We start from the raw sequence: 23889 nt of genomic DNA on the forward strand, positions 1-23889 counted from the left end.
TTGCGGCCGCTTGAGTCTCACAGCAGGATACGCTGCAGTCACACGGTCACAGCCATCGGTATAGCCACGGTCACACGATCACGACTGGATATAGCCACAGTCGTAGTCTCGGCCCCAGCCACAATTCTCCAGTCAGAACTCGAGTACTGCGTCTCGAACCGTTTCACCGGTGACGCTGTGTTCAGGAACTCCACTCCTCGAACGAGCGGTAGATCCCCTTCGAGAGATAGCGTTCACTCGAGTCCGGGAACACAGTAACGACGGTATCGTGAGGCGTCTCGATCTCACCGGACGCGATCTCGCGGGCAACCTGCTTCGCGGCGACGCCGGCGGCACCGGCACTCGAGCCGACGAGGTGTCCTTCCTCGCGTGCGAGGCGCTCGAGTTCGCCATGTGCGTCCTGATCCGGAATCGGGTACACTGCGTCGACGAGTTCGGGGTTGAACAGCTCGTTCGTTTCGACGTTGTGGGTGCCGATGCCCTCGATCTTGTACTCGCCTTCCTCGCGATCCTCATCGAGGAGTTCGCCGTACAGGGAGCCTTCGGGCTCGACTGCGCCAACGTAGGTGTCCGAGTCCTGCTCGAGTGCGTAGCGGGCGATTCCCATCAGCGTGCCCGCGGTGCCACAGCCCGCGACGACGGCACCGACGTTGCCGTCGAGTGCCTCGTAGATTTCTGGGCCGGTGGTGGCGTAGTGGGCCTCCGTATTCAGCGGGTTCGCGAACTGCTGGGGGACGACGGCGTCGTCGAGTTCGTCGGCCAGTTCGTGGGCGCGGTCGATCGCACCACCCATGCCGTCCGCCGTTGGCGTGTTGATAACTTCTGCGCCGAGGGCGTCCATGAGCTGCTGTTTCTCGACGCTGAAGCGCTCGGGGACGACGAAGATGGCGTCGAGGCCGAGTTGCTGGGCGGCCGTCGCAAAGCCGATACCGGTGTTTCCTGCGGTCGGCTCGATGACCGTGCCGCCCGCGGGAACGTCGCCACGTTCGAGCATTCGCTCGAGCATGTAGCGGCCGATCCTGTCTTTGACGCTCGCGCCTGGGTTGAACGACTCGAGTTTGGCGTAGATTCGGACGCCCTGCGGGCCGTCTCGAATCCGTACGAGGGGCGTTTGCCCGATCGTCTCGAGCACCGAGTCCAACGGTCGCTCGTGGGTCGTCATCGTGCTGGCAAATGTTGCCACTGTTGTTAGGTCTTCCCTTTCTTTTTGTATCTGACTGAGTTTGCTCTCACTCGGTCACTGTCTCACCCGAACCCACAACGGACTGAGTCAGTTTCTGCTGTGTCAGCTACAGAAGCGACGTACGCGGTTGAGCGGTCGAAACGTGTGACCGCCCGGAGCTATTCAGCGGGCTGTTCGCCAGCGTCAGTACTTGCACTCTCTCCGCTTTCTGAACCGTCGCCATCCGTCTCGTCGTCTGCCTCTGCCGCGGCGAGATCGTCGGCGTCGTCGATGGCGGCATCGGCGAGGATCTGTTCCCCGTCGATGTCGTGCTCATCGGCGATCGCGAGCAGCAACTGGCGCTGTTCTGCGAGCTGGTGATCCATGCGCTTGACGGTATCGTGCGTGTCGTCGACCTCCCCTTCGAGGTTCGTGATTCGCTGCTGAAGCTGCTGTACCTGCTTGTACATCGCTTCGGCGCGGTCGGAGAGGCCCTGAATCTTCTTTGCGGTGCTGCCAAGTCCCATGTGTCAGCAATATAGCGGCTGGCTAATGGGCTTTTTCCTCCAACTGGGTCGCGAAATCAGCTGCCGGGCAACTAACCGATGGCGTCCAGATCAGCGCGCCCTCGTGCGGTTGTCGAGGCGAAAGGTCCTTAAGTAGCCGGCCAGTATGATACGATGGATAGGTCGGGCAGTTTGGCCCTGCTCCCAACCCGCGCTATGGTCATTAGCGGGGACCGAATACCGTGGGCGTCCGGTCAGACCGGCCGGGGCCCCGGGAGCCAACGTGGAAGCCTCGTCCGTCGGGGACAGCGGTCCACGGTGGCCGTCCGCAGGGACGTCCCATCGTGGTTAGCCGGCGACAGCCCATCAGGCGCGGAAGCGAGCAGTGGACCGCCGGACACCTGTCGCTCGACGGGTCGCGGGGTGGAGAAGGCAACCGGGATTCCCCCGGCCGGAACGCCGGGCAATCGCGGCCTCCACATTCATACTTCATACTGCAACCTACTCGTTCAGCGTCAGCCACGGCCGCAGCGCTGGCCGACGCGCATCCAGCATCGCAGTTCCAGCCGCGACCATAACACGATTGGCCATCGGCCACCAGCCACCACGTATGATCAGCCTCGCGCTTTCGATCCGGCAGGACGACTGCCCACTGAGCGCGGCCAGCGACGCCCACGACGTCGCGTTCGTCACTCCACACTGGCACTACGACCACGACCGCTCCCAACTCGAGTTGCGCATCCTCGCAGACGCCGCCGACCGGACCGCACTCGAGTGCGGACTGGACGTGATCCGCGCGCACCCCGAGACGGACGCCTTCAATTTGCTCGCAAAGCAGGGCGGAACCGCGCGCGTCCACCTGACGATGGGGACGACCGTGACGATGGGCACCGTTGTCGCGAACGGGGGCTATCTCACTGCCCCCTTCGAGAACGTCGACGGCCGCGAGCGCTGGCAGCTTGGCTTCGACGATGAGCGCGCTGCCGAGCACACGCTGGCCGTCCTCAGCGAGCACGACGACGAGTTCGAGGTCCACGAGCGTCAGCGCCTCGACCCCGAGACGGTACTCGCGGACGTGCGCGCCGACGCGATCGGTACCACCGTCCTCGAGGGCGCGCGACGACTCACGAACACCGAGCGCGAGACTATTCGCCGGGCCGTCGCTGGCGGCTACTATTCGGTCCCGCGGACGGCGACGCTCGGTGACCTCGCGGCCGATCTCGGCGTTTCGGACGCCGCCGTCTCGAAGACGCTCCGGCGCGCCGAACAGAAGTTATTGGCGCCGATGGTGGGGGTACTCGAGTCCAGCCCGGAATCCCGAAGTGGTCGACTCGGCTGGCCAGAGAGTGACTGCGAGCAGACGTGAGCCGCCAGGGTGTGGCTGTTACTGGTCTGTAGGCGCTGGTCCTATTACTGTCCCTGTTCCCACCTCTGAGAAAGGCGAGCCCACAGCCAGGGGTTAACATCCTAACGATAGCACCCATTCCCGGACAGTCCCTACTCCGAATGTGTACTGGAAAGCTGTTTCACTGCCGTCGCTCTCGCCGTATCTCTTCGCACTGGCTCCACTCGCTGCAGCCGGGCTCTGGGGCGGTCTCTACGGTGTGAGTAAATGGGGTTTCGATGCCGTTCCGCCGCTGACACTCGCGTTTCTGCGGGTCGCCGTCGGCGCGGTTGCACTACTCACCGTCGTCAATCTGGTCTACCCACGCCGGCGCTTTTCCCGCCGAGACCTGCTCAGTTTCACGTTTCTGGGGGCTGTCGTCGCCGCCTCGCTTGCGACACAGTTCGTCGGCACTGCGCTGACGACTGCCAGCCAGGGCTCGCTCATCACCGTTCTGACGCCGATTTTCACGATCCTGCTCGGTGTCTCCCTGCTCGGCGAGGACCTCTCGCCGCGGCTCGTCGCCGGGATCACCATCGCGACCGCTGGCACCGTCATCGTCCTCTCCGGGCAGTACCACCTCGCCGAACTTGCGGGCGTCGCGACGACCGGCATCCTCATGCTCCTGCTCGCGAGCGCGACCTGGGCGCTGTACACCGTCCTCGGCAAACCGCTGATCGAGCGCTACTCCGCACTCGAGACGGCGACGTACTCCTGTGTCGCTGCGGTGCCCATGCTCGCGGTCCTCGTGCCGGTCGAACTCGCCCGCACGGAGGCCTCACTGTCGTCCATCCCGGTAACGCCGGAACTAATCGTCGCGGTGCTCTACCTCGGCCTCCTCGGCACTGCGGCCGCGTGGTATCTCTGGTACAAGGGACTCGAGTACGTCGACGCGAGCGTCATCTCGGCGTTCTTCTTCCTCCAGCCGGTCGTCGGTGCGATTTTCGGGGCGGCAGTGCTTGGGGAGTCGCTCGGCTCGCGGTTCGTGCTGGGCGGTGCCGTGATGGCGGTTGGCGTCTATCTGGTGTCGACGGAGTCGAACCCCTGAGCAGCCGTCCGGACTACGAACTGCGAACAGCCCGCTCGAAAAGCATCGCTTCGTACTGGGTCGCTGCGTCTCGTTATCGGTGCAATACGGCCGTGTGACCGCGCGTATCGATCAACTGTGCGTTGACGCGGTCTGCGAGGTCCGCTGCTTTTTCCTCGGTCGAACTACCGGCGCGGGCCGCGCGGAGGAACTTCACCTTCACGAGGTCTCGGTCCGCGAGCTGGTCGTTGAGTTCGTCGACGACGGCGTCGACGCCGCTTTTGCCGACCCAGACGGTGACGTCGACGTCGTGGGCCCGCTGTTTGAGTTTCTGCTGGTCCATATCGACACGTATCGGGTCCAGGCGGTTAATCCTCTCGAAGATGCGGGACTGTCATGTGCGCCGCCGCTGTGTGCGTGCTGGTCACGTCACAATCGTCCGCGTCAGCGACTGTTGGCTGCCGACTCCGTCTCGGTACCCGACTCGTCAGCGTCTTTCTGGTCACCGTCGTCTTCCCGGTCACCATACGGATATCGAGCGTGAGCGCCACAGTCACAGGAGATCACCACGTGGCCGTTCTGCAGCCTGACCCGTGCGTTCTTGCCCGGGCGAAGATAGGTATCACAGGCATCACAGGTGAACCGTCGAAACTCGCGTGGCAGGGTCAGGCGGTTGCGCTCTGCGATACGACGGGCGAGTCGAACGTAATATCGCGCGCGGTCGTCCTCGCCGTCGGCTGCCGCCGCTCGAGCGAGATCGTGAAGGCGGTCGATCCGTTCCTCGGCGACGGTCATGACCACGGGTTGTACTGGTCTGCCTATTGATGTTGTGTTCTCCGCCGTCGGTTCCACACTGTCTACTGGCGCGATTCAGCACCCCACGTCGTCAATTTCACGTCAGGAACGGTTTACACACAGCATAGCGGGTCGCCTGTTTCTCTGTTGGCCCGGATTCACTCGAGTACACCACCGTTCACCAGCACCGTATTTCGAAGCGTTTTATACGTGGGGTGTCGACGGACTGAAGTGTACGACTAAACGTATCGTCTCGACCTGTGACTCGCCCGCGAGACGCCCCCTCCATCGACTGCCGAATGAAACCCAGTACCCGTGCTACACTCCCCCTCCACCCCGCTGACGGCTGTCGCTCCTGCGCATAAATCACCAGAACGAATAGCGAATGCTACGCATCCCCATCACGCAGTTACCCTCACTATAACGATACGGAGTTGGATCGAAGCGAAACTGAGCCCGACGTACACACGACTACCATCTACACTACCGGACCGTTCCGATCCCTCCCAGACTACTCAGAATGACGACGATTCCCAGCACGACCGCCGAAGCGAGGACGGCAGCGAGAGAGACGACGAGTGGCCCACGTACGACCGCTTCTATGCAGACGACCGCAGCCACGACCAACGGAGGTGTCCACCATGAACTCGATGTCCGGAGACGCTGACACCGGCTACAGCCGTCGCTCGCTCCTCGCTGCCGGCGCGACTGGCCTCTCGATTGCTGCCAGCGGTTGTATCGACCGTGTCCAGAGCGTCGTCGACCCTGATGCCTCCGAACAGCTCTCACTGTCTATCCTCTCGCTCCCCGCTGCCGACGGTGACAGAGAGACCGCCGAAATCGCACGTCATCTGGAGTCCAACCTCGAAGCGGTCGGCATCAATGCGACGATCAGCACTCGCTCCGAGTCCGAGTTCCTGGAGGCGATTCTGATCGACCACGACTTCGACCTCTACGTGGGCCGCCACCCGGCTGACTTCGACCCGGACTTTCTGTACGAGACGCTGCACTCCACCTACGAGTACGACCGAGGCTGGCAGAACCCGTTTGGCTTCACCGACCCGCTGTCGATCGATCCGTTGCTCGAGCGCCAGCGCAACGAAACTAGCGCCAATCGCGAGCGGACTGTCACGGCGCTCCTCGAGGCAATTGCACAGGTGAAACCGTTCGAACCGATCTGCGTGTCGAACGAGTACCGCGCCGTCCGAACTGATCGGTTCGACGGCTGGGACGAGACCCACCTCGGAACCGGACGGGGCTACCTCGGACTCGAACCTGACGCTGCGTCCGACGCCGAACAACTTCGTGCGCTCGTCACGGACCAGCGGCTGACCCAGACCTTCAACCCGCTCTCCCCGACGACGCGCGAGCAGGGGGTCATCGTCGACCTGCTGTACGACTCGCTTGCCGTTCCAACGTGGTCCGTTCCCGACGAGGCTGAGGCAACGGACGAGGAGACGCGAGCGGGTGCAGAAGTGATCGACGCGGCAAACGTCTCGATCGAACCCTGGCTCGCGACCGACTGGGAGTGGGACGGTGAGGACCGAACCATGACCGTCGATATTCGCGAGGACTGTCTGTTCCACGATCACAGCGAGGACGGCGACGACACTGACGCAGACACCGGCGATAGCAACGGTAACGATAGCGCCATCCCCCTCACCGCCGAGGACGTCAGGTTCACCTATCGATTCCTCGCAGACACGACGTACGGACGCACCTCGAGTGCTTCCCCCGCACCACGCTATAAGGGCCATGCAAGCGCAGTCGACTCGGTCACCGTCGAAGACGACTACCGAGTCACAATTTCGTTCTCGACGGATCGGGCCGTCGCCGAGCGTGCGTTGACGGTCCCGATCCTCCCATCCGGCTCTGACTCACCCTGGATCACCCATCTCGAGAACAGCGTCGAGTCCACAGACGACGACTGGTCGCCGACGCAGGGTGACTGGAGCATCGTGACGACCGGTCACGCGCCACCGACAGGTAGCGGTCCCTACAAGTATGACTCCCACGACGCGGGAGAGTCCGTCACGCTCACGCGCTTTGAGGATCACTTTACGCTCCGGGACGACGATCACGACCTGCCAGCGCCTACCGCCGACGAACTTCACTTCGAGGTCGACCCGGGAACGAGTTCGTCGATCGAACGGGTCGCAAGCGGCGACGCCGATATCACGACATCGGTACTCGATACCTACGCACTCGAGTCGACGGTCGACGACGACGCTGTGTCGTTCGTCGAGTCGCCGTCGTGGTCGTTCTATCACGTCGGCTTCAACACGCGCAACACGCCGTGTGGCAGCCCCAACTTCCGTCGTGCGGTCTCGCAACTGATCGACAAGCAGTGGATCGTCGACGAGGTGTTCGCTGCCGAGGACAGTGCACGGCCCGTCGCGACACCGGTTGCCGAAGAGTGGACGCCCGACTCGCTCGCCTGGGACGATGGCGAGTTGGTGACGACGTTCGTCGGCGAGGACGGGGAACTCGACGTCGACGCCGCGCGAGAACTGTTTGCATCACACTTCGAGTACGACGACGGAGCGCTGGTCCGGTAGCACGACACGCCATGCTCACACAAGTACTCACACGAGTCGCGCTCGTCGTTGCGCTCGCACTCGTGTTTTCGCTTGCGGTCTTCATCGGCCGTGACCGACTCGCCTCGCTTCGCACCGAGTGGCGACCGCGGCTCCGCCAGAGCGCTCCCGCGTTTGCGCTCTTGCTCGTGATCCTCGGCCTCAACCGGATCATGCGCCAGGACGGATACGACATCTCCCAGGCGTACGGCGTCCACATGACCGAGGTGTTCTACTCGCTCGAGGGTGATTTCGTTCTGCTCTTTCGATCGATCGCGACACCGGAAGTGACGACGTTCTTCTCGGTCTCGTACGTCTACGTCTACGCGTTCGTGCTGGTCTTCCCGGTCGTCGCCTACTTCGCGCTCTCGAACACCGTCGTCCTCCGCCAGCTGTTGACGGCGTACTCGCTCAACTACGTGATCGGACTCACGTTCTACCTGCTCGTGATCGCCTACGGGCCGCGAAACGTCATGATCGAGGGAATGGACGCGACGCACCTCTACTACGCGAATCCGGAGTATATCCACCTTACGACAGAGGTCAACCAGAACCGAAACGTCTTCCCATCGCTGCACACCTCGCTGTCGGCTACGGTCGCCATCTTCGCCTACATGACCCGCGACCAGTATCGAGCGTGGTTCCCCGTCGCAGTCGGCCTCGCAACGAGCGTCATCATCTCGACGATGTACCTCGGCATCCACTGGGCAATCGACGTGGTCGCCGGCCTCGTCCTCGCCGCCGTCTGTGTCGTCCTCGCGACGCAACTCGTCGGCCGTTGGTCGCTGTCGGCCCTTCTCAAGCGTGTACAAGCCGCTGGTCAGAGCACGGCTGCGTCTGGGCCAAATCGAGAGCAGGGAGACGATGGCGCGTAAGGAGACCCAGAAGTCGACAATTCACCCCCCGAGTGACGATGTTACAGCGCAATACTGTTATATCGCCACGAGCGAACTGTGGCAACGGACCTAATGAGCGACCCCGCCCCGTCAACGAGCCCCGACAACCACACACGCGACAGCGACGACGCCGCTCGCGGCGGTCCCAGTCGCCGGTCGATGCTCGCCGCGACAGCCGGTCTCACCGTCTCGATGAGCGGCTGTATCCGCGAAGTACGAAGCATCGTCAACCGCGACGAGGTTGCCCCACTCTCACTGACGATTTCGACGGTTCCCGCCGACGGCGACCGAGAGAGTATCCAGCTCGCCCGCGCCGTCGGCTCGGCACTCGAGTCCGTTGGCGCCGACATCGCGATCGATATGCTGTCTCAAGAGGAGTTTCAGCGTGCGATCCTCGTCAATCATGACTTCGATCTCTACGTCGGTCCCCATCCCGGGGACACGACGCCTGACTTCCTTTATGAACTCCTGCACTCGCGATTCGCGGAGGAAGCCGGCTGGCAGAATCCCTTCGGACTGACGAATCTCGCTATCGACGACCGGCTGGACGAGCAGCGTGTCGCCACAGGCGTAGCCGCAGACGCAGACGGGAACGGGAACGGGAACGGGAACGGAGACGAAGGCGAAAATGGAGACGAAAACGAGACCAGCGACCGCGAGGACGCGATCACGGCAACACTCGAGACGGTTGCGCGCGAGCAGCCGTTCGTCCCGATTTGTCGGCCGACGGAGATCAGACTCGCGCGCTCGGATCGATTCCAGGGCTGGGGAGAGGGGCATCCAGCGACTCGATTTGGCTATCTTGGTCTCGAGCCACAGTCTGATGGGGCGTCTGCGGAGCTTCGGGCAGTACACACGGACGCACGGCCGTCACAGAATCTGAATCCGCTGTCGGCGGAGTATCGGGAGCGTGGTCTCTCGACCGAGTTGCTGTACGACTCGCTTGCAGTGGCGCAGTGGCGTGGTGCTGGCGACCGTGAGTCGGAGACCGACACCGCAACCGATGTCAGTCCCTGGCTCGCGAGTGACTGGGAGTGGAGCGACGACGACACCCTCCTCGTCACCCTCCGGGAGGACTGTGAATTCCACGACGGCACGCGACTCACTGCCGAGGACGTCGCCTTTACCTACGAGTTCCTCGCGGACACGACCCGCGGCAGTCGGCGCTTTGCCGCACCAGCCCCCCACTACCGCGGCCGCGTCGCCGCCGTCGACGACGTGACCGACCTGAGCGAGACCGAACTCGAGTTCACCGTCGCAGCGAGCCAGCCGGTCGCCGAGCGCGCACTGGAGGTGCCGATCCTCCCGAAACACATCTGGGACGAGCGCACGGACCAGGCGAGCCTCCGCGGCGTCACGGTTTCGGAGGGGACGACCGAAGCGCTCGTCACCGACAACGTGCCCGCAATCGGCAGCGGCCCCTATCAGTTCGACGAGCGGACCGACCGTGATCACCTTACGCTCGCACGCTTTGACGCACACTTTACGCGCCGCGACGGCGTCGATCTGCCGGAACCGACAAGCGAGCACCTGCGCATCCAGATCGACCCGCGGAGCACGTCCGCGATCGAACTCGTCGAAAGCGACAGTGCCGACGTGACGTCTTCGCCACTCGAGTCCTACGTCGTCGATGACGTGTTCGAAGACGACGAGGCAATTTCGGAAACGACGGTACTCGAGTCACCATCCTGGTCGTTCTACCATATCGGGTTCAACACGCGTCGAGCGCCGCTTTCCAATCCGCGGTTTCGCAGGGTCGTTGCCCGACTCCTCGACAAGGAACAGTTGGTCGAGGAGGTGTTCCACGGCCATGCACAGCCGATCGCAACGCCGGTGGTCGAGGAGTGGGTTCCCGACTCGCTCGCCTGGAACGGCAGCGATCCGGAGACGCCGTTTTTCGGGACTGACGGGGAGCTCGATGTCGCGGCTGCGAGGGATGCGTTCGAAGATGCGGGACTGCGCTACGACGATGACGGAAGACTCCGGGTGAGACACTGATGCTGACGCAAGTACTCCTCCAGCTGACCGTCGTCGTCACGCTCCTGGTACTCGTCTCGATCGGTCTCTTCGTCGGTCGCTACCGGCTTCGGGACACCCGAACCGAGTGGCGAGCCCGTGTTCGAGCGGCGGCTCCCGTCACGGCGTTACTCGCCGCAGTCTTGCTCTTCAACAGCGTCGCCAGACAGTACGGTCCAGATGTCTCCTGGATGATTCACTGGAATCTCACGTGGCCGATCTACGACGTGGAAGGCGAGTTCATCCTCTGGCTGCAGTCGTTCGAAGCGCCGGCGATTACGGCGTACTTCTCGTTCATCTACATCTACGGCTACGTCTTTCTGCTGGTCTTCCCGGTCATCGCCTACTTCGCGCTCTCGAATACGCGTCCGCTGCGCGAACTCCTGACGGCGTACACGCTGAACTACGTGCTGGGGCTTGGAATCTACGTCTTCATCGTCGCCTACGGGCCGCGAAACATGATGCCGGAACTGGTGGACGCGCTGCTGTACGATACGTATCCACAGTACCAGCACCTCACACGACAGGTCAACCGGAACACGAACGTCTTCCCATCGCTGCACACCTCGCTCGCGGCAACCGTGACGTTCCTCGCCTTCCGGACCCGGGCGATCTATCCGAAGTGGTTCCTCCTCGCGACGGGTCTTGGCGTCTCGGTCGCGATTTCGACGATGTATCTCGGGATCCACTGGGTGATCGACGTGGTGGCTGGAATCGTCCTCGCCTACATCTGTGTCGCGCTCGCCGGTGTCCTCGTCGGTCGCTGGTCGCTCACAGACTGGATCGCAACGCTTCAGGGTTCGAGCACGGGTGCCGATGGTCGGTCTCGACCAGACACAGGCGTAGCTTCGAGTTCGGACGCGGGTGCGGTCAGCGCGGATTCGAGCCCCAGCGAAGAAGCGTCCGAACCAGCCCGTTCCGAATCGGGATCGGGAACGAGGTCGGATCCTGACGCTGAACCGGACTCAGATCCAGACCCAGACACAGAGCCAGATCCAGACTCAGATCCGGACCCATCCGGACCTCGCGCCTGAACACTGTTCCCGCTCGTTTGCTATGCTGTACAACTCGAGTACGGTGTCTGTATTGGCGGTGCTGTCAGCGTCAGCGTCACCGCCACAGCGTTGTCACTGTTCTATCTCGGTTGGTGACGGGTACGAACGTGAATGTGGTGTAGGGTATGATGCGCACCGAGCGCTACACAGAGCCCACAGCCGTGGCGTTACTCGTCTTCGAGCGCGTCAGCGATCCGCTTGAGCGCGCGCGTCTGGTCGCGCATCTCGTCGCGCAGTTGTCGAACTTCGCGGACGAGTTCCTCGTTGCCGACTTCTTCGCTGCCGCCTGGGCCACCGCCCATGCCGCCCGGGCCGCCTGGGCCGCCGCCCATCATGCCGCCCATCATCTGTGCGAACGGGTTACCGCCGCCGCCCATGCCGCCTGGGCCGCCGCCGCCAAACGGACTCTCTGGGGGCTCGCCCTCGCCTTCACCTTCTTCGGCGCGCTTCTCGCGGATTTCTTCGACGCGCTCTCGGAAGGATTTCTCTTCGCCGTCGTCGCCGTCGGTGCCGTCGCCGGCGTCGCTACCGTTGTCAGGTTCGGTTTCGTCCGTCATACCCTCGGATTCTTGACCGCCGCGGAAAAGGATTGCCATGTTTTCGGGGTTGCTGACGTGTTGTGCCTCGGGCCACAGCCGAGACGGCCGATGCCGAACGCAACCTGAGACCACGCTGAAGCCCAACGACTATCTCGATCCGACGCCAGAACGACCGTATGACCGGTCAGATTCACGCGATCCATATCGCTCCCGAACAGGGTGCACCGCCAGAACGGGTCGAACGCGTCGAGGCCGTCGCCGGCCGTGGACTCGAGGGCGACCGCTACTACACCGCCGAGGGAACGTTCGAGGACCGCGAGGGCAGCGACCTCACACTCATCGAACGCGAGACGCTCGCCGCCGTCGAACGCGACTACGATATCGATCTCGAACCCGGCGTCCATCGGCGCAACGTCACGACGACCGATATTGCGCTGAACCACCTCGTCGGCAGTCGCTTTCGCGTCGGTGACGCCGTCTGTGAGGGGATCGAACTCTGCGAGCCGTGTTCGTACCTCGAGCGCCACCTCGAACGCGAGGGGGTCCGCGACGCGCTGGTCCACCGCGGCGGCCTGCGCGCACGGATACTCGAGGGCGCGACACTCGAGATGGGTGATCGTGTCGCCGTTGTTGTCGATACTGATACTGATACTGATACTGATACTGATACCGAGACCGATACTGATACTGATACCGAGACCAGCGAGGCCAGTCAAGACAGCGAGACAGACACTGACAACGACACGAACCGAACACAGACGGCACGCTCGCACTGCTGAACCGGCACCGTTTTCGCCGCTCGCCCCTGACGCTGACATAACGGCGACAGCACACATGAACGAGCGAGGAACGCAATCACTGATGGATCAAGAAACGCTCGACCGGCGCGTCCAGGCCGGTGAAACACCACAGTGGGTCGCCGACCACTGGGAGTCCTTTCGGGAGGGGCTGCTCGGCGAGCGAAACAACTCGCCGTTCCCCTGCTTCTTCGGGGCGGAATCGGTCGCCGCCGGCGAACCGATCTACACCGCCGTCCCGTCGATGAGCGACGCCGATGCCCTGTTGACCCTGCGCGACCGGATACTCGAGTACCTCGACGTCTACCAGGACCACGCGGGACGCGCGTCGCTTGTCACGTTCTTCAAGCCGCCCGAGGAACCACTTTCGGAGCGCGAGTATCACGACGCGCTCTGGCACATCCTCCAGACGCTGCACCTGCACGACCCGGAGCCCTGGCCCGAGGACATCCCGACGGATCCCGACGACAAGCACTGGGAGTTCTGTCTGGGCGGCGAGCCGATGTTCCCGACCTGTCGTGCGCCGTTCTACGACACGCGGAAGAGTCGCTACTGTCCGATCGGTCTCGAGATTACCTTCCAGCCGCGGGCACTGTTCGAGGACCTGAACGTCACCGCAGAGTACGAGGCCGGCCAGCGCGCCCGCGACGTAATTCAGGACCGACTCGAAGAGTACGACGGCGTCTGTCCGCACGCTGATCTCGGCGACTGGGGCGTCGACGGTGACCGGGAGTGGCCCCAGTACATGCTCTCCTCGGACGAGGAACAAGCGCCCGCCGAGTGTCCAATCACCGTCACGCGAGAGCATCCGAAGCCGGCAGCGAGGCTGTCGTGACCGACGCAGCCACTCCGTCGCCGACCGACGCAGACCTGGCCGACGCCGCGCTCGTCCTCGTCGACTTCCAGACGGGCTTCGACGATCCCGCCTGGGGAACGCGAAACAACCCCAACGCCGAGGAGCGAGCCGCCGAGTTGCTCGCACACTGGCGCGAGACGGAGCGCCCCGTCGTCCACGTCCGCCACGCGTCGACGGAGACAGAATCACCGCTTCGGCGCGACCAGCCTGGATTCGCGTTCAAACCTGCTTTCGAACCGCGTGACGACGAGCAGACGTTCGCCAAGTCCGTCAACGGCGCGTTCGTCGACACCGCACTCGAGTCCTGGCTGCGCGAGCGCGACATCGAGTCGCTCGTGGTCGCCGGACTGACGACGGATCACTGTGTCTCGACGACGACGCGGATGGCCGAGAATCGCGGCTTCGATGTCCACCTGGTCGCCGACGCGACTGCGACGTTCGACCGGACGTTCGACGGCGAGGAGTTCGATGCGGAGACGATGCACCGAACGGCGCTGGCGCAGCTAGACGGTGAGTTCGCGACGGTCGTACGGGCGGCGTCGCTGGTCGACAGCTCACAGTAGTTGGTAATACGGTTTTTTTATTCAGCGTGTGGCCTGAAACTCGCGGTAGGTACAGTAACTGGACTTACCGATTACCTCGGTCGGAGTCAACTTCCCTATCGTCGCTATCCAGCGTGAAATTTTTCAACACGGGGTCAACGTGGTCGGGGCCGAAAAACGACCGCAGTGCCAATGTCGTCCCAAGGTACGACGCAAGGAGAAGGATACCAAAGCCGATAACGAAGCTAATAGCCAGTTCGGAGACCATGCGCATAATCAACCAACTGTTGGAATAAATAACATACGGTGTTCAGTACGCACACGTAGTTACCGATTTGTCTGTTTTCAGTTTCAGGTGTGAAACTGAATAAAGAAATCGTGCTACTATCTACTGCTAAGAACTGGCTCCCGAGAACGGAGAACAGCACCCCTGTCAGCCGAACGAGCCAAGCGACGACTGCAACTCCCGTTCGGTCTCGCCGTCCTCGAGTTCGTAGCCGACCAGATCACGCATGTCGACCGCGTAGGTCGTCCCACCCTTCTCGACCACGAGAATTCGTCCCTTCACACCGCGAACCGTCCCCGACGCGATGGTCTCGCGAACCGGTCGGGACTCGAGTACGGGTTCGAATTCGTAGTCGAACGCGAAGCGCTCGATGACCTCGAACTCCGCGAGCACGTCGTCCCAGGCGTCCTCGTCGACGCTGCTCGCGAGCGCGGCGACCTTCGGGCCGGTACGGACGCGGTCGACGAGCCACGTTGCGATTTCGGCCTCGATTTCGCGGGCAATTTTCCCGTTCGAGACGGTGTGGACGTGCGCCGCCCGGTCGGCACCCTGCTCGCAGAGGCGCGTTTCGAGCCGCCAGCTTCGGGTGACGCCGACTTTGAACGTGTCAGGGGCGAAGGCGGCGATGTAGACGGCGTGTTCCTCGTAGCAGTCCATCTCGTCCTTCAGACAGGTGCCCGTACAGCGCGCACAGACCCAGGTGCTCGTGTGGAACTCACAGTACGGTGCCGACGAGCGGTCGCAGGCGATGTGGCCGGCCTCGCCGATGGTGCCGGCGCAGTGGCGCTCACCGAGCGAGTACGCGAGTTCGTCGCCGGACTCGAGTGGCCGGTGCTCGATGTCGTCGCCGTCAGCGTCGCCGTCTGCGAGGAGGAGAGCCGAACCGCGCCCGCTCGGCTCGTAGCCGACCACTTGCACGCGCGTTCGTTGGTGGTGGGGGCAAATATACTCCTCGTTGTCGCCACAGGCGAGGCTCGACTCGAGTGGCGCGTGTACTCGAGTCGAGTTCACCGCTGACCCGCGTTCGTCTTACCGACTATCTGGACGAACAATTATGGGCCGTGGGGGAGATGCGGACGTATGGCACTCGAGGGACGACTCGACGCGACAGTATCGTCGGACGCGGCGGGGTCGGATACCGTCGCGCTCGCGTTTACGGTGCGAAACGAGGGATCAGAGACGGAAACGCTGCGGTTTTCGGATGCCTGCAAGGCGGAGTTCGTCGTTCAGGAGGAGGGTCGAGAGGTCTGGCGCTACACGGACGGGCGGATGTTCGCCCAGATGCTGAGCGCCGAGGAACTCGATCCGGATGAGGAGACGACCTACGAGGCGGCGTGGGAGGAGCCACAGTCGGGCGAGTTCACGGTTGTTGCGGAGTTACAGGCGCGGGAGACGACGTGCGAGGCGCGGACAGAGTTGACGGTTTGAGGGGCGCTGTGCGTTGTGGTACGGGAACTGAGACAGTGGTTGCAGTGTCACGGCCCGCCGTCGAGACGTAGCGTGCGACCAGTAGTGAGCGAAGCAAGTGGATAAGCGAACCGCCAACCCAAAGACTGGTTTTCGATACCAGACATCTTCTTTCCACTTTCCGATTTCGAGTTCCCGGTTCGGCAGAAACAACGAAGTGAATAAACCATCCCCCTCCTAACGAGTAGGTATGCAAGCGCTGGTCATCGCGGCGCACGGATCGCACCTGAATCCGGATGCCTCGACCCCGACGTACGCCCACGCGGACACGATCCGCGAAACGGGCGCGTTCGACGAGGTCCGCGAGGCGTTCTGGAAGGAGGAACCGCACTTTCGCGAGGTGATCCGCACACTCGAGTCCGACGAGGTGTTCGTCGTCCCGCTGTTCATTAGCGAGGGCTACTTCACCGAGCAGGTCATCCCGCGCGAACTCCGTCTCGACGACTGGGGCCCCGATAAGTGGGACTCCGATGGCACCAGTGCCTCCCAGGTCACCCTTGAGGCGACGGACGTCGGCAAGACGATTCACTACTGCGGACCGGTCGGCACGCACGACGCAATGACGGACGTGATCGTCCAGCGCGCCGAAAGCGTCACCGAGGATCCCGACGTGGGCGAGGGAGTCGGCCTGGCGGTCGTCGGCCACGGCACCGAGCGCAACGAGAATTCGGCGAAGGCCATCGAGTACCACACCGAGCGAATCCGCGAGATGGGCCGCTTCGACGAGTCCAAGGCGGTGTTCATGGACGAAGAGCCGGAAGTCGACGACGTGACGGACTTCTTCGAGAGCGAGGACATCGTCGTCGTCCCCCTCTTTATCGCCGACGGCTACCACACACAGGAAGACATTCCCGAGGATATGGGCCTCACCGAGGATTACCGCCTTGGCTGGGACGTCCCCGCTGAAGTCGACGGTCACCGCATCTGGTACGCCGGCGCAGTCGGCACCGAAGGCCTGATGGCCGACGTCCTCCTCGAGCGTGCCGCCGACGCAGGTGCGGAACTCGGCGATGCGATCAACCGCGTTCGTCAGATCACGAGCACAGCCAGCGGCGCTGACAGTGACGCTGAACGACACAGCCAGGCGGGTGACTGACGATGGGGATCGGTGACGATGACGAGTCGACAAGCGCCACACAGCGGCTGTTGGCGACGCTCACGGCTGCCGACGAGAGCGAGGCAGACACAGACCAGGACCACACCATCGCCTTCGACGGCCTCCAGATCACACGAGACGCAGACGACGAGTTCACACTCACGATCGACGCCGCTGACATCGCCCAATCCGGTCTGGATGCGGACGCACTCGAGTCCGTGCTCGCTGGCGACGAACTCGAGGGTGTCGCGGCGTACGTGACGAACTGGCACTACTGGCAGGAGACGGTCGGCGGCGAGGGAACTGCCCGGCGAGCGTTCCTGCGGTGGTGTGAGCACGCGTCGCGTTCGGTTTCGGGGAGTACTTCAGCTGGTGGTGATGCTAATGGTGATGCTGATGCTGATACTGGAGCCGGTGGTGATGCTGATACTGGAGCCGGTGGTGATGCTAATGGTGATGCTGGTGACGGCGACGGGGCCAAAGCGGGAGACAAGCAAGAGCAGAACCAGGCACTCACCGTCCCGGATCGCTACGCCGCCCTGCAGGGCGGCATCGACCGCGAGTGGGGCCAGCTCTGTATCACCGCCCGCTTCGCGGACGTCGACCATCCCGACGGCGAGCGCGTCTATGACCTCTGGCACGTTGAGGACGCTGGAGCGGACGTTACCGAACTCACAGTGTACGACGACCCGCGCGCGGCACGCGAAATAGCCACCTACGACGAGGGCGGTCGGTACCGTCCGCTAAAGACCGCGCCGACGCTCGAGACGGGCTGGGCCTTTACGGGTCTCTCGGGCGACGAACTCGTCGACGCCGTCGGCTTTTTCTACCCAGCGACGATCGCCAACTGGCATCGCGAGCGCGAGGGCAACCTGGACGTCGACCACTGGACCGAGACCGCAGACCGCCAGAGCGGCATCTACGAGGTCGTCTCCGAACTCCCTCGCGAAGCCGTCGACTGGATGGCTGAAGCCTGCTGTGTCGACTCGCAGTGTCTCCGCCGACGAGAGTGGGAGTACGAAGACGGCGACGAACTCGACGCCGACGGCGGTGCCGGCCCGTTCCCCTGCCGGGAGCCGTGCTCGCTCGTCGTCGCTGCTGCGCGCAAGTGGGCCATCGCTGAATCGGAAGCCGAGCGGACGTACGAACTGGAGCTCACGCCAACCGAGCGCAACCAACTCGAGGAGCTAATCGACGCGGTTGCAGACGGCAAAACGGACGAGATCCGCGAGGCGGATGTCAACGACGGCGCGAACCGCTATCGCGCACGGTACCTGCGAGCGAAGCGGTTCTCTGACGAGGGTGGACTTGCGATGCGAGAGCAGTCACAGGCAGGGTCGGAATAAGGAGACAGAACGAGACTGGGACAGCCGCTTTCACCAGTACAACAATCCCAGTGCAACGACGACACCGACGAGCACGATTCCGGTGCCGATAGTCGCGATGGGACCGCCGACTGCAGACGTAACCGCCACGGCGAGCGCGAGCGCGAAGAGTCCGAGCCCGACGACGGCGAGCGTTCCCGAATCGAGTCCGAGCGTCCGTGTCAGTTGGTCGGTGAGCGACAGTTCGTCGTCGTCTTCGGAGCGCGCCGGCGCAGCGAGCGACTCGTCGACGTCGACGCCCGCCGGCGGCGGTGTCACCGTCACCGTGATCGAAACCGATTCGGATCCGTAGCCGGTGAGCAACTCGAGTTCGCCCCGAATTGGCTGGTTGAGTCCGTCGGCGGTGACGTCGATGGGGACCGGTGTTACGGCGTTGGGTTCGATGTAATAGTTAGGGGTCCGAAGCGAGGCAACGCGTGCGAGGGTATCGCCGAGTCGGCAGTGAACGTGTGCCGGCGAGTCCTGCCCGTGGAGTTCGATGACGAACGAGGAGTCCGTTTCAATCGCGTTGCGTTCGGGTGAGAGTGCGTCTTCTCGTTTGCGGTCTACGTGGACGGGGAGGGCTGTGGTCGTGGTCGTGGTCGTGGTGTTGGTGTTGGTGCTGGCGCTCGCACTCGCACTCGCACTCGAGGTAACTGTCGAACCGGCAGCCGTGGCACCCGTCGTTGCTGCACTGTCACCAACTCGCGAGTCGGTCGTCGCCTGCGTGTCACTGGCCGACGACTCGTTCTCGCGCGACGGTGTGGACGATGTGGAAGGTGTGGATTCGGACCCAGTCACGGTACAGACACAGGTAGTGGTCTGGTGCCAGTTACAAGTAGCTTCCGTCGTTTTATGCGATCGCGCCGACGAACGTTCCGTTACCCCCGACCCTATGCAGGCGATCCCTCTCGCATATCTGGCGGGAGCAAGTTGGGAATGCCGTCCTCGATCGGGTAGCGCTCGCCACACTCGGCACAGACGAGCGTTCCGTCGACGACCTCGGCTGCGGCATCACCGTCAGCACTCTCATCGTACGTCGCGTCTTCGAGTTCCAGTTCGTGCTTGTCGAGCGGGCAGCGCAGGATATCAAGCAACGACTCCTTCATACTTGGAAGGCATATCGCAGACAGCAAAAGGCTTCGGGAACGGACGCCACCACCGTTCCCGACCAGTGAACATATATACGAAACTGTGCATCACAGTACCAATGCATTCGAGCACCGTTTTGAGGTGACTTCGACAGATGACGTCTTCCTCTCTCGTCGATAGCGTCGCTGCACTCGGTCGCCTGGCATCCGAACTCGACGCACTCGATTCAGTCACGGAAGTCTACACGCACGCCATTCGAACGGCCGACCACGTTCTCGAGTTCGATGCGGCGATAATCTGTACAGTCGAGAACGGCGTTTTTGAACCCCAGGCGATCCACACGACACGTCTCATCCCGGCAGCACCACTCACAGCCGATGCCGGTATCGCCGGGAAAACCCACCAGGAGAACGAAACCTACGTCGTCGGTGATCTGACGACCCACACTGACGCCGAACCGGCAAGCGACGCGTTCCGATCCGTCCTCTCGATCCCGCTCGAAGACGGCGGTGTCGTGCAGTTCCATGCAACCGAACCGGACGCCTTCTCGGAGGCTGACCAACACCTCGGCGAGTTGTTCGTCGCGACGGTGACGAGCGCGCGAAATCGGGTCAGCTACGAGAGTGCACTCGAGACGGAACGTGATCAGTTCGCGGCGCTGTTCGAGAACGTTCCCGATGCGGCGCTGCAGTACCGTCTCGAGGACGGGCGGCAAGTCATCGACGCGGTTAACTCCGCGTTCATCCGCGTGTTCGGTTTCGACGCCGAGGATGTCGTTGGCGAACCACTCGTGGAACTGATCGAACCGGCGACGCACGACGGAGCTGACGGGGGATCAGACGGAATCACGAGACCGAGAAACGGCGGGGACAGGACGCTGCCACCGGCCCAGACACCGATCGAAGAGGGCACAGGAGTACCGACGGATCGGCCACGAACACAGCCACACCTCGCGGAAACGGAGTTATCGGAACGGACCGACGTCGAAGTCGTTCGCGAAACCGCGGACGGACCGCGTCCGTTCTTACTCCGCAACATTCCGGTCGCAACGACCGACGGAACGACACGTGGCTACCTGATCTACACTGACCTGACCGAACTGAAACTCCGCGAGCGGGAACTCGAACGCAAGAACGAGCGCCTCGATAAGTTCGCGAGCATCGTCAGCCACGATCTGCGAAACCCGCTCACAGTCGCCGATGGCTATCTCGATCTCGCACTCGAGGACGCCTCGGACGATATCCGGCCTGCACTCGAGGAGATACAGGACGCACACGGCCGGATGCAGCAGTTAATCGAGGACGTGTTGACGATGGCCAGAGGTGAAACGGTCGACAATCCCAGTTTGATCGACGTCGCCACAGTTGCCGAGGCTGCCTGGGACAACGTCGATACTGCCTCGGCATCGCTGGAGACGACGAGTTCGCTCCGGATCGAGGCCGATCGGACGCGGCTGTTACGGTTGCTCGAGAACCTCTTTCGGAACGCGGTTGAGCATGCAGGCACAGATGCGACCGTCCGTGTCACCAGCCTTGAGGATGGCTTTGCCGTCGAAGACGACGGGCCTGGGATTTCATCCGAGCGCCGTGACGCTATTTTCGAGTCCGGACACACCGACACGGCCGAAAACACTGGTCTTGGACTGGCGATCGTCGACCAAATTGCGACCGAACACGGCTGGACGGTCGACGTAACGTCGGCTAGCACCGGCGTCTCGTCGGAGACGGAGCCCGGTGCACGCTTCGAATTTACTGGCTGTCGCCTCGGTGACGACACAGCCACAGTTACTGACCGCGAGCGTGACCGCACCCTCGACTGGGACAGAGAACTCGCCAGACACCAACTGGAGGGATGGCGATGAGGCGAACGACGATCACCGATCCCGTGACGATTTCGGTGACCGGGACGACGCTGCAGGCCCGCGATATTGCCGGCAACACGAGCTCGTTCGGGCTGGTCGGGTGGGACCAGCTTGAAGACCCCCACTCGTTCGACGAACCGATCGACGCGGTCACCGTCGGCCGCGTCTCCGAGATACGATACGACCTGTTGAACATGGTCGATATACAGCGCGTCGACGGCACGCTTCCGCAACCACAGTCCGAGTCCGGTAGCGACGAGGACGGCGGGGATAACGCTGTCGGGCCGACAGACACTCCCGACACGGAGAGTGCGGCCGAGCGCACAGCTGGCGACGAAGACGCCACCAACCCACGTCTCTCCGTCGAAGCCGGTGATCAGGAACTCACGCTCCCCGATGGCGCGTACATCTGTCGATTCGATGCGAATCTGTTCGTCCGCCTCCGGTTCGATGCACCAGTAACGATCAAAAACCGGTCTCGCGGGCCGATGACCATTTCGTTCGAACACCCCACACGCGTGACGTTCGGGTTCAAATCACCTGTCGACTACCCACGCGACGAGATCACGGTGGCACCGACACCGAACGGCGTCGCAACCGCTCTCTCGTATCTGTCGCGATCGATCGAGACCACGACAGCGGATCGCGTCCACCGAAACTATCGCGGCTACCCGCCGCTACTCGCAGTCGACGACAACGCGACTGAGACGATCGTTCCCGACTCGATCCGCGAAAACACACCGGAAACCGGACTCGAACTGGTTGTTCCGCCCGACCTGTCGACACTCTTTGTCGCCGCGCCGCTCGCGTACTACCTCGGTGCGCGAGTCCGGACGACAGAGCAGGTGGGACTCGAGTCGGACCGAGCGGGAGCGACAGCAGGTGCAGGTGCAGGTGTAGGTTCGGGTGCGGGAACAAAGAATATGGATGCAGGCGAAGCGAGAGACGACAGTTCCTGCGATAGCAACGGCAACGACAGTAACAGCAGCGACAACAGCGATAGCAACGACAACAGCGCCAGCAACAGCACCATCACCCCCTACCTGCACGCACCCGCCATCGACTTCCACCACGAGTTCGCAAACGGCCCCGCGTTCGCAACAGCGGTTCGTGCCCTCCTGCAGCGGACGTTCTTCCTCGACTTGCTCGTCTCCTGGATTGAACCAACAGAACCGACAGTACTCGAGTCCGACGCGCTGACGGACGCAGGCATCGACCTCTCGGACTGTCCCGAACAGTCGATTGCCGAGCGGGTGCAAACGTATCTCTCCCTCCCAGACGAGCCGATCGACGAGATTCTGCCCCAGTGGCCCTACCGGATGACTGTCGCGCCGACGGCGGCACACATCGACGTATTGCCGCACCTACTCTACGACCTGGCAGCGATCGAGACGCCGGCGGGATCGTGTTTTGAGGTTGAGGGCGATGGCGAGAGTGGGAGTGGGAGTGGGAGTGAGTGTGAGTGTGAGTGTGAGTGTGAGAACAAGGTAGTGGACAAGTCAACCGGCACGGCCAGCGACTCGAACACGGAGGATTCGAGGCGAATTGGGGAGCTACGGTCGTGGGATACTGAAGACGAGGCGGACACCCTCGACGATCCCCTCGCAATGCGCCGCCGGATTCACGGTGTCCTCGATGATGGGACGATTGCTGATGAGGCGGGCAAGCGCGCTGACGGCGACCCACTGACTCCTCACGCTCCTCGCTCTCAGGCAAACTGGTCGACGTTCATTGCGCATCCGAAGGCCTACGAGAATCGGCTTTCGGATCTCGAGCAGCAATCAGACGAGCGAACAGTAATCGTCGTCTTCGCAACCGAAAGCATCCCCGAATCGGCGCGCGAACAGATCGTCGATACCTACAGGCGTCGCTCCGATGCGGTCTCGCCGCGTGTCGAGCGAGTCGACGATCCGACGCGAGTCGAACTCGCAGACGTGTTTACAGCTGGTGCTGATTTCCTCCACTATATCGGCGACTGTGACGACGATGGTGTCGGGTTCGCGTGTACAGACGGGACCCTGTCGCCGACGGCGCTTCCCGGAAACGAGGTTGGACTGTTCCAGCTTGACGCAGCGAACGCGGCCGGTGTTGCCCGGCGACTGATCGAGGTGGGGAGTATCGCTGGCGTCGCGGGCTACCGGACCCCAGCGTCTGAGCGCGACGTGTCGGTGACGACGACCATCGGTGAACTCCTGCTCTACGGGCAGAGCCTCGCGACGGCCCACACCTGTGCAACTGTCCAGACCGACGGCTCTGGCGGTGTCGTCGTCGGTGACGGGACACATCGCTTCGTGGCGAAATGGCAGCCCTCGGAGATTCAGTCGCTACAGGAGGCCGACGATGGGACGATTCGAGGGCTCTCCGTCCCGTTCCCGGTCGATCCCGTCGGAGCCCACTGGCGCGGCAATCGCCCCGAGAACAAGCGACTGATCCCGGCGACGATCACGCACGAAATCGCCCCGGAGGGACTCAGCGAGTACATTTCGAATACGGTCAGACCGATCTACTACAACGGCGAGTTCTACTGGCCTGAAGAACAGAAGCAGTTGTTGTATCCGATGTCGTAGCGCGT

At 62.9% G+C, this 23889-nt stretch carries 21 protein-coding genes, 1 other RNA gene and 1 pseudogene; 15 read left to right on the forward strand and 8 right to left on the reverse strand.

The window, feature by feature from the left end; translation table 11 throughout:
* Window positions 1-181 precede the first annotated feature (181 nt).
* Together NMAG_RS15425 and NMAG_RS15430 are read right to left on the reverse strand one after the other, a co-directional pair.
* Window positions 182-1162, reverse strand: a complete 981-nt coding sequence (locus NMAG_RS15425) for a PLP-dependent cysteine synthase family protein (RefSeq protein WP_004216054.1) — start codon at window positions 1160-1162, stop codon at window positions 182-184.
* Between the two features lie 179 nt (window positions 1163-1341).
* A complete protein-coding gene (locus NMAG_RS15430; protein ID WP_004216053.1) occupies window positions 1342-1689 on the reverse strand; it encodes a DUF5798 family protein in 348 nt (115 codons plus the stop codon).
* A gap of 150 nt (window positions 1690-1839) precedes the next feature.
* Between NMAG_RS15430 and ffs the strand changes: the two genes are divergently transcribed.
* The 3 genes from ffs (at window position 1840) to NMAG_RS15440 (ending at window position 4100) form a co-directional block, all read left to right on the forward strand.
* Window positions 1840-2151, forward strand: an RNA gene (gene ffs, locus NMAG_RS17460) — signal recognition particle sRNA.
* 127 nt (window positions 2152-2278) lie between these two features.
* Window positions 2279-3034, forward strand: a complete 756-nt coding sequence (locus NMAG_RS15435) for a helix-turn-helix domain-containing protein (protein ID WP_004216051.1) — start codon at window positions 2279-2281, stop codon at window positions 3032-3034.
* A 142-nt stretch (window positions 3035-3176) separates the two neighbouring features.
* A complete protein-coding gene (locus tag NMAG_RS15440; protein ID WP_004216050.1) occupies window positions 3177-4100 on the forward strand; it encodes a DMT family transporter in 924 nt (307 codons plus the stop codon).
* A 73-nt stretch (window positions 4101-4173) separates the two neighbouring features.
* On the opposite strand, the gene NMAG_RS15445 is transcribed toward NMAG_RS15440, so the two are convergent.
* Both NMAG_RS15445 and NMAG_RS15450 read right to left on the reverse strand, forming a co-directional pair.
* Complete coding sequence (locus NMAG_RS15445) at window positions 4174-4422, reverse strand: YhbY family RNA-binding protein (protein ID WP_004216048.1); 249 nt, start codon at window positions 4420-4422, stop codon at window positions 4174-4176.
* Between the two features lie 101 nt (window positions 4423-4523).
* On the reverse strand, window positions 4524-4874 hold the full coding sequence (locus tag NMAG_RS15450; protein ID WP_004216047.1) for a ribonuclease P protein component 4: 351 nt from the start codon (window positions 4872-4874) through the stop codon (window positions 4524-4526).
* Between the two features lie 641 nt (window positions 4875-5515).
* Here NMAG_RS15450 and NMAG_RS15455 point away from each other — a divergent pair.
* From NMAG_RS15455 to NMAG_RS15470, 4 genes are all read left to right on the forward strand, one after another.
* On the forward strand, window positions 5516-7432 hold the full coding sequence (locus NMAG_RS15455) for an ABC transporter substrate-binding protein (RefSeq protein ID WP_004216046.1): 1917 nt from the start codon (window positions 5516-5518) through the stop codon (window positions 7430-7432).
* A gap of 11 nt (window positions 7433-7443) precedes the next feature.
* Window positions 7444-8325: a phosphatase PAP2 family protein gene (locus NMAG_RS15460; protein ID WP_004216045.1), complete on the forward strand. Its 882-nt coding sequence runs from the start codon at window positions 7444-7446 to the stop codon at window positions 8323-8325.
* 93 nt (window positions 8326-8418) lie between these two features.
* Window positions 8419-10344, forward strand: a complete 1926-nt coding sequence (locus tag NMAG_RS15465; RefSeq protein ID WP_004216044.1) for an ABC transporter substrate-binding protein — start codon at window positions 8419-8421, stop codon at window positions 10342-10344.
* Window positions 10344-11396: a phosphatase PAP2 family protein gene (locus tag NMAG_RS15470; RefSeq protein ID WP_004216042.1), complete on the forward strand. Its 1053-nt coding sequence runs from the start codon at window positions 10344-10346 to the stop codon at window positions 11394-11396. The genes NMAG_RS15465 and NMAG_RS15470 overlap by 1 nt, the downstream gene beginning before the upstream one ends.
* A 188-nt stretch (window positions 11397-11584) precedes the next feature.
* Here the strand turns inward: NMAG_RS15470 and NMAG_RS15475 are convergent, their stop codons facing one another.
* Window positions 11585-12013, reverse strand: a complete 429-nt coding sequence (locus NMAG_RS15475) for a hypothetical protein (protein WP_004216041.1) — start codon at window positions 12011-12013, stop codon at window positions 11585-11587.
* A 119-nt stretch (window positions 12014-12132) separates the two neighbouring features.
* Here NMAG_RS15475 and NMAG_RS15480 point away from each other — a divergent pair.
* The 3 genes and pseudogenes from NMAG_RS15480 to NMAG_RS15490 form a co-directional block, all read left to right on the forward strand.
* Window positions 12133-12579: pseudogene (locus NMAG_RS15480) on the forward strand (MOSC domain-containing protein); the annotation flags it as partial.
* A 211-nt stretch (window positions 12580-12790) separates the two neighbouring features.
* Window positions 12791-13588 (forward strand): YqcI/YcgG family protein, encoded by a 798-nt coding sequence (locus tag NMAG_RS15485; RefSeq protein ID WP_004216039.1) that lies wholly within the window; start codon window positions 12791-12793, stop codon window positions 13586-13588.
* Window positions 13585-14172: a cysteine hydrolase family protein gene (locus NMAG_RS15490; protein ID WP_004216038.1), complete on the forward strand. Its 588-nt coding sequence runs from the start codon at window positions 13585-13587 to the stop codon at window positions 14170-14172. The genes NMAG_RS15485 and NMAG_RS15490 overlap by 4 nt, the downstream gene beginning before the upstream one ends.
* Window positions 14173-14584: 412 nt before the next feature.
* Here the strand turns inward: NMAG_RS15490 and NMAG_RS15500 are convergent, their stop codons facing one another.
* On the reverse strand, window positions 14585-15355 hold the full coding sequence (locus NMAG_RS15500) for a DUF2797 domain-containing protein (RefSeq protein ID WP_012996796.1): 771 nt from the start codon (window positions 15353-15355) through the stop codon (window positions 14585-14587).
* A 162-nt stretch (window positions 15356-15517) separates the two neighbouring features.
* Here NMAG_RS15500 and NMAG_RS15505 point away from each other — a divergent pair, with 162 nt between their 5' ends.
* The 3 genes from NMAG_RS15505 (at window position 15518) to NMAG_RS15515 (ending at window position 18346) form a co-directional block, all read left to right on the forward strand.
* Entirely contained in the window at window positions 15518-15865 is a 348-nt protein-coding gene (locus tag NMAG_RS15505) for a BsuPI-related putative proteinase inhibitor (RefSeq protein ID WP_004216035.1), read from the forward strand.
* 229 nt (window positions 15866-16094) lie between these two features.
* The gene (locus NMAG_RS15510; protein WP_004216033.1) at window positions 16095-17000 is read left to right on the forward strand and encodes a CbiX/SirB N-terminal domain-containing protein; all 906 of its coding nucleotides are present in this window, start codon (window positions 16095-16097) and stop codon (window positions 16998-17000) included.
* 2 nt (window positions 17001-17002) lie between these two features.
* Window positions 17003-18346, forward strand: coding sequence for a DR2241 family protein (locus NMAG_RS15515; RefSeq protein WP_004216031.1), 1344 nt, complete (start codon window positions 17003-17005; stop codon window positions 18344-18346).
* A 30-nt stretch (window positions 18347-18376) separates the two neighbouring features.
* Here the strand turns inward: NMAG_RS15515 and NMAG_RS15520 are convergent, their stop codons facing one another.
* Complete coding sequence (locus NMAG_RS15520; protein WP_004216030.1) at window positions 18377-19165, reverse strand: DUF7524 family protein; 789 nt, start codon at window positions 19163-19165, stop codon at window positions 18377-18379.
* A gap of 92 nt (window positions 19166-19257) precedes the next feature.
* Window positions 19258-19473, reverse strand: coding sequence for a methytransferase partner Trm112 (locus NMAG_RS15525; RefSeq protein WP_004216028.1), 216 nt, complete (start codon window positions 19471-19473; stop codon window positions 19258-19260).
* 137 nt (window positions 19474-19610) lie between these two features.
* On the opposite strand from NMAG_RS15525, the gene NMAG_RS15530 reads away from it, so the two are divergent.
* The gene (locus NMAG_RS15530; RefSeq protein WP_004216027.1) at window positions 19611-21317 is read left to right on the forward strand and encodes an ATP-binding protein; all 1707 of its coding nucleotides are present in this window, start codon (window positions 19611-19613) and stop codon (window positions 21315-21317) included.
* On the forward strand, window positions 21308-23884 hold the full coding sequence (locus NMAG_RS15535; RefSeq protein WP_004216026.1) for a hypothetical protein: 2577 nt from the start codon (window positions 21308-21310) through the stop codon (window positions 23882-23884). Before NMAG_RS15530 ends, NMAG_RS15535 begins: the two co-directional genes overlap by 10 nt.
* The last annotated feature ends 5 nt before the right edge of the window (window positions 23885-23889 follow it).

The sequence above is a fragment of the Natrialba magadii ATCC 43099 genome, assembly GCF_000025625.1.
In the GTDB taxonomy this organism is placed as follows: Archaea; Halobacteriota; Halobacteria; order Halobacteriales; family Natrialbaceae; genus Natrialba; species Natrialba magadii.